At 66.9% G+C, this 16,759-nt stretch carries 15 protein-coding genes; 8 read left to right on the top strand and 7 right to left on the bottom strand.

Going from position 1 to position 16,759, the window contains the following annotated elements; all coding sequences use genetic code 11:
• The first annotated feature begins 205 nt into the window (after positions 1–205).
• Together E3227_RS09940 and E3227_RS09945 are read left to right on the top strand one after the other, a co-directional pair.
• Positions 206–424, top strand: coding sequence for a hypothetical protein (locus E3227_RS09940; protein WP_144318343.1), 219 nt, complete (start codon positions 206–208; stop codon positions 422–424).
• Entirely contained in the window at positions 421–837 is a 417-nt protein-coding gene (locus E3227_RS09945) for a hypothetical protein (protein WP_144318344.1), read from the top strand. The genes E3227_RS09940 and E3227_RS09945 overlap by 4 nt, the downstream gene beginning before the upstream one ends.
• Here E3227_RS09945 and leuD read toward each other — a convergent pair.
• Positions 834–1,421 carry a 3-isopropylmalate dehydratase small subunit gene (gene leuD, locus E3227_RS09950; RefSeq protein ID WP_144318345.1) on the bottom strand — a complete coding sequence of 196 codons (588 nt, stop codon included), beginning with the start codon at positions 1,419–1,421 and terminating at the stop codon, positions 834–836. The two genes, E3227_RS09945 and leuD, sit on opposite strands and share 4 nt — an antisense overlap.
• A 16-nt stretch (positions 1,422–1,437) precedes the next feature.
• Entirely contained in the window at positions 1,438–2,859 is a 1,422-nt protein-coding gene (leuC, locus tag E3227_RS09955; RefSeq protein WP_144318346.1) for a 3-isopropylmalate dehydratase large subunit, read from the bottom strand.
• A 36-nt stretch (positions 2,860–2,895) separates the two neighbouring features.
• Between leuC and E3227_RS09960 the strand changes: the two genes are divergently transcribed.
• The 5 genes from E3227_RS09960 (at position 2,896) to cydC (ending at position 9,385) form a co-directional block, all read left to right on the top strand.
• Positions 2,896–3,609 (top strand): IclR family transcriptional regulator, encoded by a 714-nt coding sequence (locus E3227_RS09960; RefSeq protein ID WP_144318347.1) that lies wholly within the window; start codon positions 2,896–2,898, stop codon positions 3,607–3,609.
• A gap of 159 nt (positions 3,610–3,768) precedes the next feature.
• Positions 3,769–5,343: a cytochrome ubiquinol oxidase subunit I gene (locus E3227_RS09965; protein WP_144318348.1), complete on the top strand. Its 1,575-nt coding sequence runs from the start codon at positions 3,769–3,771 to the stop codon at positions 5,341–5,343.
• 3 nt (positions 5,344–5,346) lie between these two features.
• A complete protein-coding gene (cydB, locus tag E3227_RS09970) occupies positions 5,347–6,351 on the top strand; it encodes a cytochrome d ubiquinol oxidase subunit II (RefSeq protein ID WP_092148138.1) in 1,005 nt (334 codons plus the stop codon).
• Between the two features lie 8 nt (positions 6,352–6,359).
• A complete protein-coding gene (locus E3227_RS09975) occupies positions 6,360–7,901 on the top strand; it encodes an ABC transporter ATP-binding protein/permease (protein WP_006840885.1) in 1,542 nt (513 codons plus the stop codon).
• Entirely contained in the window at positions 7,898–9,385 is a 1,488-nt protein-coding gene (gene cydC, locus E3227_RS09980) for a thiol reductant ABC exporter subunit CydC (RefSeq protein WP_144318349.1), read from the top strand. The genes E3227_RS09975 and cydC overlap by 4 nt, the downstream gene beginning before the upstream one ends.
• Here cydC and E3227_RS09985 read toward each other — a convergent pair.
• The gene (locus E3227_RS09985) at positions 9,382–12,021 is read right to left on the bottom strand and encodes an FAD/NAD(P)-binding protein (protein ID WP_246062959.1); all 2,640 of its coding nucleotides are present in this window, start codon (positions 12,019–12,021) and stop codon (positions 9,382–9,384) included. The genes cydC and E3227_RS09985 overlap by 4 nt on opposite strands.
• Positions 12,022–12,490: 469 nt before the next feature.
• Between E3227_RS09985 and E3227_RS09990 the strand changes: the two genes are divergently transcribed.
• Complete coding sequence (locus E3227_RS09990; RefSeq protein ID WP_144318350.1) at positions 12,491–13,714, top strand: RtcB family protein; 1,224 nt, start codon at positions 12,491–12,493, stop codon at positions 13,712–13,714.
• On the opposite strand, the gene E3227_RS09995 is transcribed toward E3227_RS09990, so the two are convergent.
• Genes E3227_RS09995 through E3227_RS10010 form a run of 4 tightly spaced genes read right to left on the bottom strand, consistent with a single transcriptional unit; the run spans position 13,711 to position 16,650 of the window.
• Positions 13,711–14,670, bottom strand: coding sequence for a pyridoxal-phosphate dependent enzyme (locus tag E3227_RS09995; RefSeq protein WP_144318351.1), 960 nt, complete (start codon positions 14,668–14,670; stop codon positions 13,711–13,713). The genes E3227_RS09990 and E3227_RS09995 overlap by 4 nt on opposite strands.
• A gap of 51 nt (positions 14,671–14,721) precedes the next feature.
• Positions 14,722–15,540, bottom strand: a complete 819-nt coding sequence (locus E3227_RS10000; RefSeq protein ID WP_246062678.1) for a hypothetical protein — start codon at positions 15,538–15,540, stop codon at positions 14,722–14,724.
• On the bottom strand, positions 15,540–16,091 hold the full coding sequence (locus E3227_RS10005) for a DUF6114 domain-containing protein (RefSeq protein ID WP_144318352.1): 552 nt from the start codon (positions 16,089–16,091) through the stop codon (positions 15,540–15,542). The genes E3227_RS10000 and E3227_RS10005 overlap by 1 nt, the downstream gene beginning before the upstream one ends.
• On the bottom strand, positions 16,078–16,650 hold the full coding sequence (locus E3227_RS10010) for a DUF6230 family protein (protein ID WP_311198205.1): 573 nt from the start codon (positions 16,648–16,650) through the stop codon (positions 16,078–16,080). The genes E3227_RS10005 and E3227_RS10010 overlap by 14 nt, the downstream gene beginning before the upstream one ends.
• Positions 16,651–16,759: the final 109 nt, after the last annotated feature.

Here is a 16,759-nt window from a genome sequence, read left to right on the forward strand (position 1 = left end):
GGCCGAGCACGTCACACAGGATCGCATCGAGGCGCTGCTGACGGATCTGAAACTGAACCACTTCCGGGACTCCTTCGACGGCATGACCCGCACGGGGTTTCCCGGCCTGGTGTGATACTTCGACGTCAACCCCCGGGGCTTCAAGGTCACCACCCACTGGCTCGGCGCGGCCACCACCCGCCACGAGGCGATCGAGCTGGGGCTGGTGCTCAACCACGAGCTGCGCCACGTGCGCGCCCACCCGGTTGCGCGCGGGGACGGCAAGACCTTTGTACTCTTTGAAGTGCCGTCTCTCACCGCCGGCGCGGTGACCGACACCCAGCTCCGGCAGGTGATCGAGTTTTACTTCTCCACCATCCACCGCGCCAGGGACGTCCTGGAGCGGCGCGTGCCGCACCTTGCCAGCAAGGGGTTCCCGCGATGACCGCGCCGAACCACATCGACCTCAACCTCGTTAGCGACAGCCTGCGGGCCAGCAACATCGCGTTTCGGGAGACTGACGAGGTAAACGTCATCCTGGCCACCACGTCAGGCATCGCCTTCGAGATCCGCTACGAGCAACCGCACATCTCGCTGGTTAGCACCGTCGCGGTGGAAGCGATCAGCAGCGAACGATTCGCCGAGGTGCTCGGGTGGGTGCAGCTCTACAACTACACGTCTTCGCTGCCCTGCGTGGTGGCGCTGAAGGACGAGCGGCGTCGCCTCACCGTGCTCGAAGTTAAGTACGACATCCCCGGGGCTTGGCAGTACACCGATCGGCAGTTCACCGAGTGGCTCGGCAACGGCATCAGCGGAGTGCTCGACGCCGTGCGCGCCTATGTGGCGGCTTTTTCTTAGACGCTGGGCTTGAACGAAGGCCGCTGCGACTCGAAGGCGTCGATCGCGGGCTCGTCGCGAAGCGTGAGCCCAATGTCGTCCAGGCCCTCAATGAGGCGCCACCGGGTGTAGTCGTCGATGTCGAAGGTGTAGGTGTTCTCCCCGACGGTGACCGTGCGGTCCTCGAGGCTGACGGTGACCTCCATGCCCGGGTTCTGCTCGAGCTGCTTCCAGATCAGCTCGATGTCGGACTCGCTCATCACGCCGGCGAGAAGCCCCGCCTTGCCCGCGTTACCGCGGAAGATGTCAGCAAAGCGCGGGGAGAACACGGCGCGAAAGCCGTAGTCGCCCAGGGCCCAGACGGCGTGCTCGCGCGAGGATCCCGTGCCGAAGTCCGTTCCGGCGAACAGCACCGAGCCGTCCTTGTAGGCGTCCTGGTTCAGCACGAAATCCGGCTCGTTGTCGCGCCAGTTGGAAAACAGGCCGTCCTCGAACCCGCTGCGGGTAACCCGCTTGAGGTAGCGCGCCGGAATGATCTGGTCGGTATCGACGTTCGAGCGTGTCAACGGGACGCCAACACCGGTGTGGTTGGTGAACTTTTCCATTCTCGTGTGCTCCTTCTTAGAGGTCGGCGGGGCTGGAGAGGTGGCCGGTCACAGCGGTTGCGGCAGCGACCAGCGGGGACACCAGGTGCGTGCGCCCGCCAGGTCCCTGGCGGCCCTCGAAGTTGCGGTTCGACGTCGAGGCGGAGCGCTCCCCCGGCTTGAGCTGATCCGGGTTCATGCCCAGGCACATGGAGCAGCCGGCGGTGCGCCACTCCGCGCCGAACTCGGTAAACACCTTGTCCAGGCCCTCCTCCTCGGCCTGCTGCTTAACCATGGTGGACGAGGGCACGACCATCATGCGGGTGCTGTCTGCGATGCGACGGCCCTTGAGGATCTCGGCTGCGGCGCGCAGATCCTCGATACGGGCGTTGGTGCACGATCCCAGGAACACGGTGTCGATCTTGATGTCGCGCAGCGGGGTGCCGGGGGTCAAGTCCATGTACTTCAGCGCCTTCTCTGCGGCGCGTTTCGCGGTGTCGTCGCCGAAGGACTCCGGGTCCGGCACCGATTCTGCCAGCGGCAGGCCCTGGCCGGGGTTTGTGCCCCAGGTGACAAACGGGGTGAGCGCGGAGCCGTCGATCTCCACGACTGTGTCGAAGGTTGCTCCGTCGTCGGTGGGCAAGCTCTTCCAATACTCCACTGCGGCATCCCAGTCTGCGCCGGTGGGGGCGTACTCGCGGCCCTTGACGTACTCGAAGGTCTTCTCGTCCGGGGCGACCATGCCGGCACGCGCACCGGCCTCAATCGACATGTTGCAGATGGTCATGCGAGCCTCCATGGACAGCTTGCGCACGGCCTCGCCGCGGTACTCGATGATGTGGCCCTGGCCGCCGTTGGTGCCGATCTTGGCAATAATCGCCAGGATCAGGTCCTTGGCGGTCACACCCTCGGCGAGCTCGCCGGAGACCTCGATGGCCATGGTCTTGAACGGCTTGAGCGACAAGGTTTGCGTCGCCATGACGTGCTCGACCTCGGACGTGCCGATGCCCATTGCAATGGAGCCGAACGCCCCGTGGGTGGAGGTGTGCGAGTCACCGCACACGATGGTCATGCCGGGCTGGGTGATACCGAGCTGCGGACCGACGGTGTGGACGATGCCCTGCTTCACGTCGCCCATGGAGTGCAGGCGCACGCCGAACTCCTCACAGTTCTTGCGCAGTGTTTCCACCTGGATGCGTGAGGTCGGCTCCTGAATTTCGAGCAGGTTGCCAGTTTTGATACCCAGGGTGGGCACGTTGTGGTCCTCGGTCGCCAGGTGCTGGGCGGGGCGGCGGATTGTCCGTCCCGACATACGCAGCCCGTCAAAAGCTTGCGGGCTAGTGACTTCGTGGAGGAGTTGAAAGTCGATGTAGATCAGGTCAGGGTCGCCGTCTGCCCCCTTTGTCACCACGTGGTCCCGCCACACTTTCTCGGCGAGTGTCAAAGGCTTTTCTGCCATCGCTTTCCTCCTCTGGTAGTCACAAACATTCCCATTATGCGGAATGCTAGTATCCATCGTGTGAGACAGTATAGCGAAGACTCCGGCATTAAAGTGCTCGACCGCGCCATCGCCATCGTCCGCTCCGTCGCCATGGGCGACAAGTCGCTGGCGAACCTAAGCGAGGATACTTGCCTGCCCCGAGCCACGACACACCGCATCGCCACCGCGCTCGAGGTACACCGCGTGCTCACACGCACCCCCTCCGGCGAATGGACCATCGGCCCCGCGCTCGCCGGATTTTCCGCCAAGGCGTCGCCACGCCTTCTGGCCGCGGCCGAGCCGATCATGCGCGAGCTGGTCACCACCACCGGAGAATCCGTCCAGCTTTACGTCCTCACCGGCAACACGCGCACCTGCATCGCCGCCGAGGAGCCGCCGAGCGGGCTGACGTACACCGTGCCGGTCGGCTCGCAACTGCCACTGACCGCGGGCTCGGCGGCGCGCGTCTTCGCCGCCTTCGACCTGATTGCGGACCACCCGTTTCCCGAGCCCGAGCTCGACCGGGTGCGCAGCGAGCACCTGGCCGAGTCCGTCGCCGAGCGCGAGATCGGCCTGGCCAGCGTGTCCGCCCCCATCATGGACTCCGCGGGCCACGTGCTGGCGGTGCTTTCGGTATCGGGCCCCGTCGAGCGCCTCGGCCCGCGGCCGTGCGAGACGTGGGGCAACGTCGTCAGCGCCGCGGCCGGGCGCCTGAGCAGCGCGCTGTAGGAAATACATCCCCCCAGTGCGATACTGCTCGGAAGCGTTAGGAACTTTCGCGCCCCCACATCCGACTACCTATAAAGCCTTCTTTACGAATCGCGGCTTTTGTGTGTATCAGACAACCTTGTCCGCCTCTGATAGTTAAACCAGCTAGGAGCCAGCACCATGGAGCTTGATCTCGTCGATCTCTCCCGGTGGCAGTTCGGCATCACCACCGTCTACCACTACATTTTCGTTCCGCTCACCATCGGGCTCGCCCCGGTGGTTGCCATCATGCAGACACTCTGGCAGGTAACGGGCAAAGAACCCTGGTACCGCGCCACGCGATTCTTCGGAAACCTGTTTCTGATCAACTTCGCCATGGGTGTGGTCACCGGGTTGGTCCAAGAGTTCCAATTCGGTATGAACTGGTCCGAATACGCCAGCTTCGTCGGCGACGTCTTCGGCGCTCCCCTCGCCTTCGAGGGCCTCGCGGCGTTCTTCTTCGAGTCCGTCTTCCTCGGCGTGTGGATCTTCGGCTGGGGACGCGTCCCCCGCTGGGCGCACCTGGTCTCAATCTGGATCGTCGCCGTGGCCGTGAACGTCTCAGCCTACTTCATCATCGTGGCCAACTCGTTTATGCAGCACCCCGTCGGCGCGCGCTACAACCCCGAGACCGACCGCGCCGAGCTCATCGACTTCGCGGCGCTGCTGACCAACCCCACGGCAGTTCAAGCCGTGCCCCACGCCATTTTCGCCGCCTGGATGCTCGCCGGCACCTTCGTCTGCGGCATCGCCGGCTGGTGGATGGTGCGTGAGGCGCGCCAGGGCGACCCCGACAGCACCGCGGCGACGATCTGGCGCACCTGCACGCGCTTCGGGGCGTGGATCATCCTCGTCTCCTCAATCGGAGTTGCCTTGACCGGGGACGCACTGGCCAAGCTCATGTTTGTCCAGCAGCCGATGAAGATGGCCTCGGCGGAAGCGCTGTGCCACACCGAGACCGATCCGTACTTCTCGATTCTGTCGGTGTCGACCATGAACAACTGCGAAACGGCGATTCACTTAATCGGCGTCCCGTTCGTGCTGCCGTTCCTCGCGGAGGGTCGCTTTAGCGGCGTGACCCTGCAGGGCGCGATGGACCTCAACACGCAGTACCAGGAGCTTTACGGGCCGGGTAACTACATCCCGAACCTCTTTGTCACCTACTGGTCCTTCCGCCTGATGATCGGTTTCATGGCCGTACCCGCCATCATGGCGGTCGTCGCCCTGTGGAAGACCCGTAAGAAGCGCGTCCCCTCCGAGAACTGGATCCAGATCGCCTGCCTGGCCGCGCTGCCCGCGCCGTGGATTTCCAACTTCTCCGGCTGGATCTTCACCGAGATGGGCCGCCAGCCGTGGGTGGTCCACCCCAACCCATCGTTCCAGGGAGTCGACGGACCCAACGGGGAACAGAACCTCCATATGATCGTCGACTTCGGCGTCTCCGACCACCAACCATGGCAGGTGTTGTTAAGCCTCGGGGTGTTCACCGCCCTCTACGGCATCCTCGCCGTGATCTGGTTCGCGCTGATGCGCCGCTACACCCTCTACGGCCTCGACCAGCCGGGCATGTCCGCCGGCGACGCGGCCAACCCGGCGGCGGCTTCTTACGGCCCGGCCGACGACGCGGAGCTCGAGCCGCTGAGCTTTGGCGTGACGACGTCACCGGGGCGCGGCGATGGGGCATCGACAAGCATTCGCGGAGATAAAGGAGAGTAGCTGATGGATCTCAACACGATCTGGTTTCTGGGGATTGCCGTGCTCTTCGCTGGCTTCTTTGTGCTCGAGGGTTTCGACTTCGGCGTGGGCATGCTGCTGCCGTTCGTCGGAGGTGACACGCCCGAGGACAACGACCGCCGGCGCACCGCGCAGGTGAGCACCATCGGGCCGCTGTGGGACGGCAACGAGGTGTGGCTCGTGACCGCCGCCGCGGCCATCTTCGCGGCCTTCCCCGAGTGGTACGCAACCCTGCTTTCGGGGTTCTTCTTCCTCTTCGTGCTCATCCTCGTCGGCCTGATTGTGCGCGGCGTCTCCCTCGAGTGGCGTGTAAAAGGCAAGACTGCCCAGTGGCGCCGCCGCTGCGACATCGGCACCACCTTCGGCTCCTACCTCCCGGCTTTTTTGTGGGGCCTGATCTTCACCAACCTCGTCGCCGGCGTGCCGCTCAACGACAAGGGCCGAATCAGCTCCTTCACCGACGGCTTTGTCGGCCTGTTCAACCCACTGGGGCTTGCCGGTGGCCTCGCTTTCGTGCTGCTCTTCGCGCTGCACGGCGCGATCTTCGTCGCGTTGAAGGCTCACGAGCCGCTGCGCGGCCGCGCCCGCACCCTGGCACTGCGCTGGCTCGCCGCGCCGACCGCGATCGTCTCCCTGCTGTACGTCGTGTGGCTGCAGAACGTAGCCGGGGCGCAGTGGACTTGGATTGCCGTGGCGGTGGCGGCGCTTGGCATCGCCGCGGCGATCGGCGCAACCTTTGCCAATCGCGATGGGTTCGCCTTCGCCGCCACGACCATAGCCATCGCCGCAGTCTGCGTGGTGCTGTTCGGCTCCCTGTTCCCGGACGTCATCCCCTCGACCAGCGCCCACCCGGGGTGGGACATCTACTCCGCGGCATCGAACCCGTACACCCTGAGGATTATGAGCTGGGCCGGGATCATCATCCTGCCCGCCGTGATCGTCGCGCAGGCGTGGTCCTTCTGGTCCTTCAGGCAGAGGGTGAAGGTGTAAGAAGCACCGTGGCCTCCCCTGTCGACCCCCGCCTTGTGCGGTTTGCGCCCCCGGTGCGCCGGTTCATCCTGCGCACGGGAATCGCTCAGGGGGTCACCACCGCTCTCGTCGTCGCGCGAGGTGCGCTCCTTGGTGTGATCGCGGCCTCCGCCGTTGAGGGGCGCGACGTGAACTACGTATTGCTGTTCGCAGCGCTCGCCGCTGTGATCCTCGCCCACAGCGCGGCGGCAGCGGCGGCGCAGCGCGCCTCGCTCCACGCCGCTGGCGCCACCATCGACGTGCTGCGCAGCAAGGCGCTGACCGCGCTGGCGCGCCAGGATCCCCGCGCCGTCGAGCGCGACGCCGCCCTGTGGCGCCACGTGCTCACCCGCGGCATGGACGACTTCAGGCCCTACCTCACCGATTTCCTGCCCTCGCTGGTCGCAGGGGTGATCGCAACGCCGATTGCGCTGGTCGCGGTGTTCTCCTTCGACGTCGTCGCCGGTGTCTTCGCGCTGGTCACCCTGCCGCTGATCCCGGCGTTTATGGTGCTCATCGGCACGCTCACCGCCGCGCGCACGGAGCAGCGTCTGCGTGTTTCCACCGCGCTCGGCCACCAGATTGCGGACTTGCTGCGTGGAGCGCCGACGCTGCGCGCGATGCAGGCGTCGACACGCCCGGGCGAGCACATCCGCGACGCCGGTGCGCGGCACGCGGCCTCCACGATGGGCGTTTTGCGCCTGGCGTTCCTGTCGTCGTTCGCGCTCGAGTTCCTGGCCACGCTGTCCGTCGCGCTGGTCGCGGTGAGTATCGGCCTGCGCCTGGTCTACGGCGACATCAGCCTGCTCGCCGGCCTAGTCGTGCTCATCGTGGTGCCCGAGGTGTTCAACCCCGTGCGCAAGGTCGGCGCGAACTACCACGCCGCCGCCGACGGGCTCGAGGCGGTGGATAAGGTGCTATCGCTTATCGACGCCCCCACCGCCACCGCTGGCTCCTACCTCACGCCTGCTCGGTCCGGCGTGGAGGTGGACAGCCTGAGCGTTACCGGGCGCGACGGCACGCTGCCCCACAACCTGTCGTTCCGTGCCCACCCCGGCGAGGTCACCGTGCTGCGCGGGCCGAACGGGACGGGCAAGTCCACGACCTTCCTCGCCATACTTGGCGCGCTGCCCGATACCGACGTCAGCGGGCGCATCGCCGTGGGCGGCGAGGTGGCCTTCCTCGCGGCGCGGCCCGCGACGGTGCCCGGCACCGTGCGCGAGAACCTCGAGCTCTTCGGCGCGCCCGTCACTCCCACCCCGCTGGCCCCGACGGTCGAACCCGAGCGCTTCATCGACCCTGCCTCGCGCGGCGTCTCCGCGGGCGAGCTGCAACTGATCGGCTTGACCCGCACCCTCGCCTCGCCCGCGCCGATTGTGCTTCTCGACGAACCCACCGCGCATCTGTCCCCCGAGCGCGTCGCCGAGGTGCTCGACGCGATCCGCGACGCGGCCGAGCGCGGGCGCACGGTACTGGTCGCCAGCCACGACATGCGCGTCGCCGAGGCCTCCGACAAGGTGGTGGACCTGTGAGAAACGCCATATCCTTGCTGCGGGTCGCGGGGGTCAAACCCGGGGCCGTTGCGCTGGCGGTCGCCGCCGCAGCGGTGACGCTGCTGTCCGCGCTGAGCCTGACGGTGCTGTCCGGTTGGCTGATCACCCGGGCGTGGCAGATGCCCCCGGTGCTGCACCTGTCGGTGGCGATCACCGCTGTGCGCGGATTGGGCATCTCACGCGCGGTGTTTCGCTACGTCGACCGGATCGTCGCTCACCAGCTGGCGCTGGGCGCGCTAAGCGAGCTGCGCGCGAAAGTCTACGACGCGCTGGCCTCGTCCGCTGCGACCTCGCGCGGACAGGGCCACGTCTACGTGGTCGACGACACCGAGCGGGTCACGGACTTTCTGGTGCGCAGCCACATCCCCCGCCTCGTTGCGGTGGTGGTCTCGATCGCCGCACTTGCGCTCGCGGCGTGGCTGAGCCCGCCGGCCGCGCTGGTGATGGCAGCAGCGCTTTGCGTGACCGGGTTCGTGGTGCCGCGCATCGCCGCGCGCTCGTATCGCCGCGCCTTTGAGGTGGAGAAATCCGCCGAATTCGCCGTCGGCCTCGACCAGGTGTTGCAGCACCGCGTGGAGTTCGCCGCGGCCGGTCGCGCTGAGGCGCTGGTCGATGACGTCGCTCGGGCGTCGCAACGCGTCACGCGCGAAAGGCTCGCGGCGCAGAGCTCAACAGTTGCGGCGGAGACGATCCAGACCCTAGCCACGGGCGCGGCGGCGCTTGGAGTGACCGCGATCGCGGTGGCCACCTACAGCGGGGAGCCGACCTGGCTGGGCATGCTGGTGATGCTGTCGCTGGCGGCGTTCGAGTCGCACGGGCCCCTGCCCGCGGCCGCCCGCCACGCCGACGACGCCTCTCGCTCGGCCGCGCGCCTGAGCGCGCTAGTGAACACACAGCGCGCCGCCGTCGCCGGCCCCGTGGAATCCGACACCGTCGAGGCGCGCGACCTGCGCACCATCTACGGCGATACGGTGTGGAACTTCCGCGTCGAGCCCGGCGAGCGCCTGCTCGTGCGCGGGCCCTCGGGCTCGGGCAAGACGACGATGCTGGAAACGCTCGCGGGCCTCGTCCCCGCCGCCTCGGGTGAAGCGCTCGCCCCGGCGAACGCTCGGTTCTACGCCGAGGACGCGTGGGTGTTCTCGACATCGGTGCGCGAGAACCTGCGTGTGGGCACGCCTTCGCTTGACGACGCCCTCGCCGCGCAAGTCCTTACCGCCGTCGGCTTCCCCTTCGAGCTCGACTTCGTTCTGGACAACGGCGCCGATTCGCTCTCCGCGGGGCAGCGACGCCGCCTGCTTCTTGCCCGCGCGCTGTGCAGCGACACCGACGTGTTGCTTCTCGACGAACCCACGGCCCACCTCTCCCCCGACGACTCGGCGACGCTGACGCACATGCTGCTCAACTCGCCGCTGCCCGGGCCGAAGCCGCAGCGCACCGTGATCGTCGTGGCGCACGAGAACTAGCTGGGCTGGTCGATGGCGTCGAGCTCGCCGGAGGGCCACACCACGTTCTTCGCCAGCGGGATCTGGTGCGAGGCCGACTCCAGGATGTGCATGAAGTAGCCGGCGGTATTCGGGATCGCGATGATATCGCTGGCCGAGACGCCCTGCGGGAAGCGGATCCTGCGGCGCAGGATCACCTCGTCCTCGATGCAGTAGGCGCCGACCAGGAAGGCCTCGACCTCATCTGACGGCGGCGTGCGCTTGACCAGGATCGGGTCGACGAGGTAGTCGTCCGAGGTGGTGCGGCACTGGGTGCGGTTCATGTGCACGCCGACCAGGGGCACGCCGTCGCTACGCGTTTTCACGAACGCGACTTGGGCGAGGATGAGCCCGCAGCCGTCGAGAAGCGAGCGCCCCGGCTCGAGGTGGAGCCTTAAGCCCCGCTCGCGCAGCTCGTCCGCAACGCCGCCGCCTAAGACCTCCTCGAGCCACGCGCCGCGGGTCGGGTGTTGGTGGTAGGGGTAGGTCGTGGTCAGCGGGTCCGCCTTCCAGGTGAACGGCTCGGCGTAACCGGCGCGCTGCGCCGCGATCGCGGCCTGGTAGTTCGCCCACTGCTCGGCGTCGTCGATGTAGCTCATGGGCACCCCGCCGCCGATGTCGATGAACTCGGGGGCGTGGCCTGCGGCGCGCAGGGAGTCGATAAGCCGCATGCACTCGCGGATGGTTGCGGATCGATCCGCCGCCGCGTAACCGTGCAGGTGCGCGTGCACCCCGACGACGCGGACGTTGCGCTCGATCGTACTGAGGTGCTCGGCCCAGGCCGTGAGTCGCTCACCGAAGCGCGTCGGGGCCATGGTGGAGGGGTCCGGGGCGAGGCGCGGCGCGACGAGCGCGGTGTTCTCGCCGGCGAGAGCCACGACCCGGTCGTATTCGTCGCGGTTGTCCACAGAGATCACCGCGGAGCCCTCGATGGCCAGGCGCAGCAGATGGTCGGTCTTGATCGCGGCGGAGACGATGATGCGCTCACCGGCCACGCCGCGGCCGAGCACCTGGCGCAGCTCGTCATAGCTGGCCACGTCCACACCGTGGCCCGCGTCGCGCACCGCGTCGACGAAGACCAAGCCCTTGTTCGCCTTGCGCGCGAAGAACACTTTGACCTCTACCCCGCAGCGCTTGCCGGCCTCGACGAGCTCGTTGATGTTGGACTCCATCGGGCCGGGGTCGAGCACGTTGACTGGGCTGGCGTAGGTGTCCAGCAGGTCCTGGCAGGCCTCGGGGTTGGCGACCAGGTCGGCGGCCCAGTTTTCCGTTCGCGCGGTCAGCGGCGGGGCACCGTGGACGCGCCCGGGGTGCGCCATCGCGGCCGCGGAGACCCGGTCGGCCCACGCGGGGATGACCTCGTGCTTGTCGCGGCGCAGCGTGTCGTGGCCGAGGATCCAGCCCTCGTTCATCCGCCCGGCTGCGGCCAGGTGGGACTGGCCGTCGACCGTGCCGTCGCGCGCGACTTTCAGGCTCACGCCGTCGTAGGTGCCGGCGAGGCCCGCGGCCACGAGGTCGCCCACGAGCGTGCCCTCGACGACGCCCGGCGCGGCGGTGACCGAGTCGACCATGACGCTGGCCCCGACCTCTTTCGCCAGCTCCGCGAGGTCCTCGTCGCCGCGGCTAAGGACGTCGGTACGCACGCGTCCGGCATCGATGGCGTCGACGAGATCGCGGGCCGTTTCGGGCGGAGGGCCGAACGCGACGCGCTCGAGAACACGGGTGAGCCGGTAGAAGCGCTGCCCGCCGAGCGTGTCGCGCCCGCCGAAGGAGGCGCGCTGGATGATCGCGGGGTAGAGCGCGCGCCAGACGTAGCCCACGGCCAGTGCCGCCGTCCACGGCCGCTCACCCGTGGCTGCGGCCAGCGAGGCGCGCAGCTCGGCCACCGCATCGCCGGTAAAATCCTCGCCCGCGATGACCACGCCCACGTCCCCGCTGCCGCCCTGGGCGTCGAGGACCACCCGCGCCGCCTCGGTGAGCACGGAGACAAACTCCTCGTAGGAGGCGCTGGTGGTGATCGCATCGCTGAAGCGGCCCAGGTCCGGTTCACACGCAGGATAGGCCTTGACCTCCATGAACCGCCCCGAGCGGGTCACGGGGAAAAACGCCCGCGCCGGCGCGTAGCGCACAACGTCCATAAACGACAGCGCCGCCCCGCGCACCAGCACGACGTCCTCGGGCGCAATCGCGTCGAGGTTGGTGTGGGGGTAGGCCGCGATCGCCCCAGCAACGGGTGTCGCCTCGGCGTGTCCGGTGCACAGCAGGACTTCGTCGAAAAGGGAGCCGTGCACCGCGAAGCGGTCGCCGACCGCGACGAGCTCGGTGACTTTGAGGTCACGCACCTCGACCGTGCACCCGCGCGGGACGTGCTGGACAAGCGCCTGCCACGACCGTGCCAGGAACCGCCCGACCTCGCGCCGCGGGGCGAACGGGTCGCTCGCGCCGCGCCACTCGTTGAAGGACCCGAGCCGCGTTTCAATCACATGGGCTGGGACGTTGAGCAGCCACTGCTGCGGCACCGTCGGCTGGAACGCCCCGATCCCGCTCGCCGAATCCAGCGGCCCGTCGTTGAACACAGTCAGATCGATGCGCGCGCCGCGCTGGCGGGCGTGCTCCATCAGCTCCTCGGCCGCCCACAGCCCGCGCGGGCCTGCGCCGATGATCGCTACCTTCACTTTTGCCACTACCGTCCTCGGTTGATGTTGTGCGTCGTCTCGCAGATAGCTTAGTCATACACTCTGGCGCATACCCGGTAAGTCGTGGTAGCGTCTGGACCTAGCTCATCCGCCGCGCCTGAAGGCGGCGTCGATGGGCAGCAAGATACTTTCGGGACACATCTACACGATTGGAGAGGACGACATGCGCGCATACCTGCAGCACCTGTCGCGATTTTACCTGCTCCAACAGCAGGCTGTGTCTCACGGCCCCGGCCTTGTGCGCGTAAAGAGTTAAAAAACCACCGCGCCCGGCATCGTGAGACGCACACATCCACGGTGCCGGTTTTTCATTCCCCCTTGTGGCGGCACTGTGGGTACGACGTACCCGAAGGTGCACCAGAATGTCACGCCACGAGTGAAGGAGATTTCCATGGCACGCAACAAGCGGGGCAGACCCAGTAGTAAAAACCGGTTCTCCTCGCGGCCCGTTAATACCAACCACCACGTCGAGGTTTTCGCCTCGCTTGTCGACGACAACGTCACCGAGCAGGCCAACCAGCTCGCCCGCCTGCCCTTTGTCCACCCGCACGTCGCGCTGATGCCAGACGCACACTACGGCATGGGCTCCGCCGTCGGCACCGTCTTCGGCACCATCGGGGCCGTGATTCCGGCTGCCGTCGGCGTCGACATCGGCTGCGGCATGATCGGCGTGCGCACCGGATTCACCGCCACCGACCTGGCTGGAGGCGATCTCACCCGCCTACGCGACGCGATCGAGGCGGCGATCCCGCTGTCCCCCGGCAACTACAACGAATGGATCCTCGGCGGCAGCGCCGAGGCACGCACCCGGGAGCTCGCCGAGCTGGCCGAAGACACAGGCGTTGACTTGTCGCACTCCCCGAAGTGGCGCCAGCAGCTCGGCTCGCTCGGCGGCGGCAACCACTTTATCGAGCTGTGCCTCGACGAGGAGGACCGAGTGTGGATGTTCCTGCATTCCGGCTCGCGCGGGGTGGGCAACAAGATTGCTCAGAAGCACATCGCCACGGCCCAGGAGCAGTGCGATAAGCACTGGGTACTGCTGGAGAACCGCGACCTTGCGTACCTCGTGGAGGACACGGCCGAGTTCGACTCCTACATCGCCGATCTCGCCTGGGCGCAGCGCTTCGCATGGCTCAACCGCGAGGAGATGATGGACCGCTTCGCTCGTGTGCTGGGAGAGTTCGTCGGTGCCGAGGTGGCAGAGGCCGAGCGGATCAACTGCCACCACAACTACACCCAGGTGGAGGAGCACTACGGGCAGAAGGTGTGGTTGACCCGCAAGGGCGCGATCCGCGCCGACGAGGGCGTCAAGGCGCTCATCCCTGGCTCGATGGGAACCTCGAGCTACGTTGTGTCGGGCAAAGGCTTCGCCCCGGCGCTGCGCTCGGCACCGCACGGCGCGGGCCGACGCTTCTCGCGAACCGAGGCCCGCAAACGGTTCACCGCCGCGGACCTGGACGAGCGCATGGGCGGGATTGTCTACCGCCCCGGCGACGCGTGGGTGGATGAGATCCCGGATGCCTACAAGGACATCGACCAGGTTATGGTGGACGCGGAGAAGCTGGTCAGCGTCGAGCACAAGCTGCGCCAGATCCTCAACGTCAAGGGCACCTAGTGGTCAGTGACGTTTTCCGCGACCCACTCGTCGTTGTAGATGGTGTCCAAGTAGGCGCGGCCGTCGTCGTGGAAAATGGCGACGATCTCGGCTCCCGGATTGTCACGCGCGAGCTTATCGACGCCCCACGCCACCGCCCCGCCCGACGCTCCGGGCAAAAACCCGGTGGCGTGTGCCGTTGTTCGCGCGGCGTTCACCGCATCGCGGGCATGTACTCGGATCACCTCATCGGGCTCGTTGAGCGTGGAGAGTTCGGTGACCACTCCCGCGCCGTAGCCGGGCAGGACGCGAGCTCCGCGAGCGCCGTCAAAAAGCACAGAGCCCTGCGCATCGATCGCCACGACGCGGGTGGGTAGCTTGTGCTTGGCAACGTAGCGCAGGCAGCCGCCGACCGTGCCCGTGGTGCTCACCGCGACGGCGAGGATGTCGGGGGCGTGGCCGAGCTGCTCGACGATCTCGCGCATCGTTCCTTCCTCGTGGGCGCTGAACGCGGCCCGGTTGGAATACTGGTCGAGGTTGATCGCACCGAGCTCATCGACGAGCGCGGCCACGAGCGCGCGCCTGGCCACGAGCCAGTCCCCCGTTTCCAAGTCGGGCCGCTCAACCTCGTGGATCGTGGCACCGAGGGCGCGGATGTGCGCCAGCGTTGAGGCGTTGGTGCGCCTGTCGACCACGCAGTGGAACTCCCATCCGCCGAGCACCGCTTCGCGGGCGAGGGCGACCCCGAGGTTGCCGGAGCTTGATTCGACGACCACGCTGTCTTTCGTGAGCACGCCGCGGCGCTGCGCGTCACGAACGAGGGCGCGCGCGGTGCGGTCCTTCGCGCTGCCGCCGGGGTTGAACGACTCGAGTTTGCCCCACAGCGGCCCGGCCCCAGGCGGTCGCAGTTGATCGAGGGCCACGAGCGGGGTATTTCCGATGGCGGAAAGCACGCCGGGCAGGGGTTCTAATGACATAATTACAACCTTATGCGTTTTCCGGTTGCGGCGAGCGCACGGCGCGTAACTTTACTCGCTAATGGTGAGGAAGTCTCCCGTAAAGATGTCGGAGGAGATGTAGTAGGTCTCCATCGTCCCATCGAGCATGACCAGGTTCTCCGACAGGGCATCGGGCGTTCCCGCGCCGACCTGCTTGAGCTTCTGCGCGAGCTCCTCGCCGACCATATCCGCGTTGAGCTCAATCGGCACCGGCAGGGCAATGCCGGCGATCTGAGGAGTCACCTTCATCGATTGCACGAAAATGTGGAAGTTGCCTGTCAGGGTGGTCGTCACCCCCGGCCCGGAGCGCTGCCACTGGTCCGGGGTGCCCTCGAAGCTGCTCGGGAAGCGCACGCGCAGGTTGTCCAGCACGACCTTGTCCGCGTCGATCCGGATCGCCGCGCGCGGGCCCTGCGCGGTGTCGATGGTGACGTAGGACAGTTTTACGTTGCCCGTCAGGGCCGTCGAGTCCGACTGGACCGTATAGGTCGTGCCCGAGGGCAAACCCATCCCCTCCACCGGGGCGGGCGGTTCGAAGTCCAGCCCGGGAATCTCCGGCAGCGCGAGCGGGACGCTGGACAGCTGCGGCGGCATGGGGATGCCCTCGAAGCCGGGGACCTGCTGCGGCTGCGCCGACAGTGGAGAGGGCAGCGGCTCTGGCAGCTCCGGCGGTAGAGGTGGCTGCGGGGCGTTGCCCTGCTGCAGCGGGGCGAGCAGCTGGTCAATGGCGGGGATCTGCGCCACCGTGACCGTCGGCGCGGCGGCGCACACTGCGGTTGCGGTGAGCGTCGTAAAGCCAACGCTCAGTGCTATTCGACGCCCACGGGGCGTCTTGAGTCGCGGTGCCATTATCCTTCCTTCGCTGCTTCGGCGCGCCGGCGCCGACGTGAGCGCCGCGCAGGCTTAACGCCGGGCACCCACGACAGGGCCAGCGCCCCACCGATGAGCGCGAGCAGGGCGCCGACGATGAAGCCTCCGAAGTTCGAGGTGGGGATGGCCACGACCGCGAGGATGATCGCGGCGACGCCGGCGAGTAGCCTGCCTTCGGGCTGGAACCACGTCATCAGGCCGCAGCACATCAGCAGCACGCCGATGAGCAGGGTGGACACCCCGGACATTGTGGCGATCTGGACCTGGATGTTGGAGACCTCGAACGACATATACGCCGGGGTGAGGATGACGACACCCGCCAGGAACATCAGCAGCCCGCCTGCAAAGGGGCGTTTCGACGTCCACGCGGAGAAGCGTTCCGTAAACGTCGGGCGTGCGGGGTCGGCGGCGATGTCCTCAGGCTCGACCTCGGACGCGACTGGCACTATCGCCGTGTCGACGTCGTCCTCGAAGAAGAAGTCATCGTCTCTGTCGGCGCTGACCCCGGGTACCCATTTAACACTGCCCACCGTCAGCCTCCTCCACCGTGATCTTTCCGCCGCGCGCTGTCAGGCTGTCGGCGGAGATCGACGAGGCGTAAATTGTTTGGTCGGTTGCGTTCAGGCCCGCGGCGTTCAGCCCGAAAGAGCCAGGCAGGGCACGATCGTTGAGCTGTGTTGCGTCGATGCCGATGTGCGGGTTGATCATTGTCATCGAGCCGGAGAGCTCCTTGGCGCCGATGACCAGGTTGGTCGCGGTGGTGCCCTCACCGGGCACGAGCATCTGGAATTTCTTGGCTCCCATGCCCGGTAGCTGGATGGGCGCGGACATGCACAGATCCGAAATGACGGCGTCCCTAAAGTGCAGGCGAGACACGCCAACGTTGCCGTTTTCCATGGCCTCGGTGTCGACGAAGAGGTCGAAATCCTTGCCCTTGATCTCGCCGACTTTCTGGGTGAAGATCACGTTCGACAGCGCAAGGTTCGCGGACATGCCCGTCTGCGCCATAACCGTGGTTTCAGCCCCGACGGCGAGCAGACCCGCTGCCAGGATGGCGGCGAACCGCCCCTTCTTGATGTACCCCATCATTGTCCTTCCCGGTAAGAAAATACAGAAGTAATTTAGCTCACAGAAACTAGTGATGCTTGCGTGTACCATACAACGCGCTCGCCTTCCTAGGGGCCGATTTGAGAACGAT

Origin of the sequence: Corynebacterium sanguinis (assembly GCF_007641235.1) — a bacterium.
GTDB lineage: Bacteria > Actinomycetota > Actinomycetes > Mycobacteriales > Mycobacteriaceae > Corynebacterium > Corynebacterium sanguinis.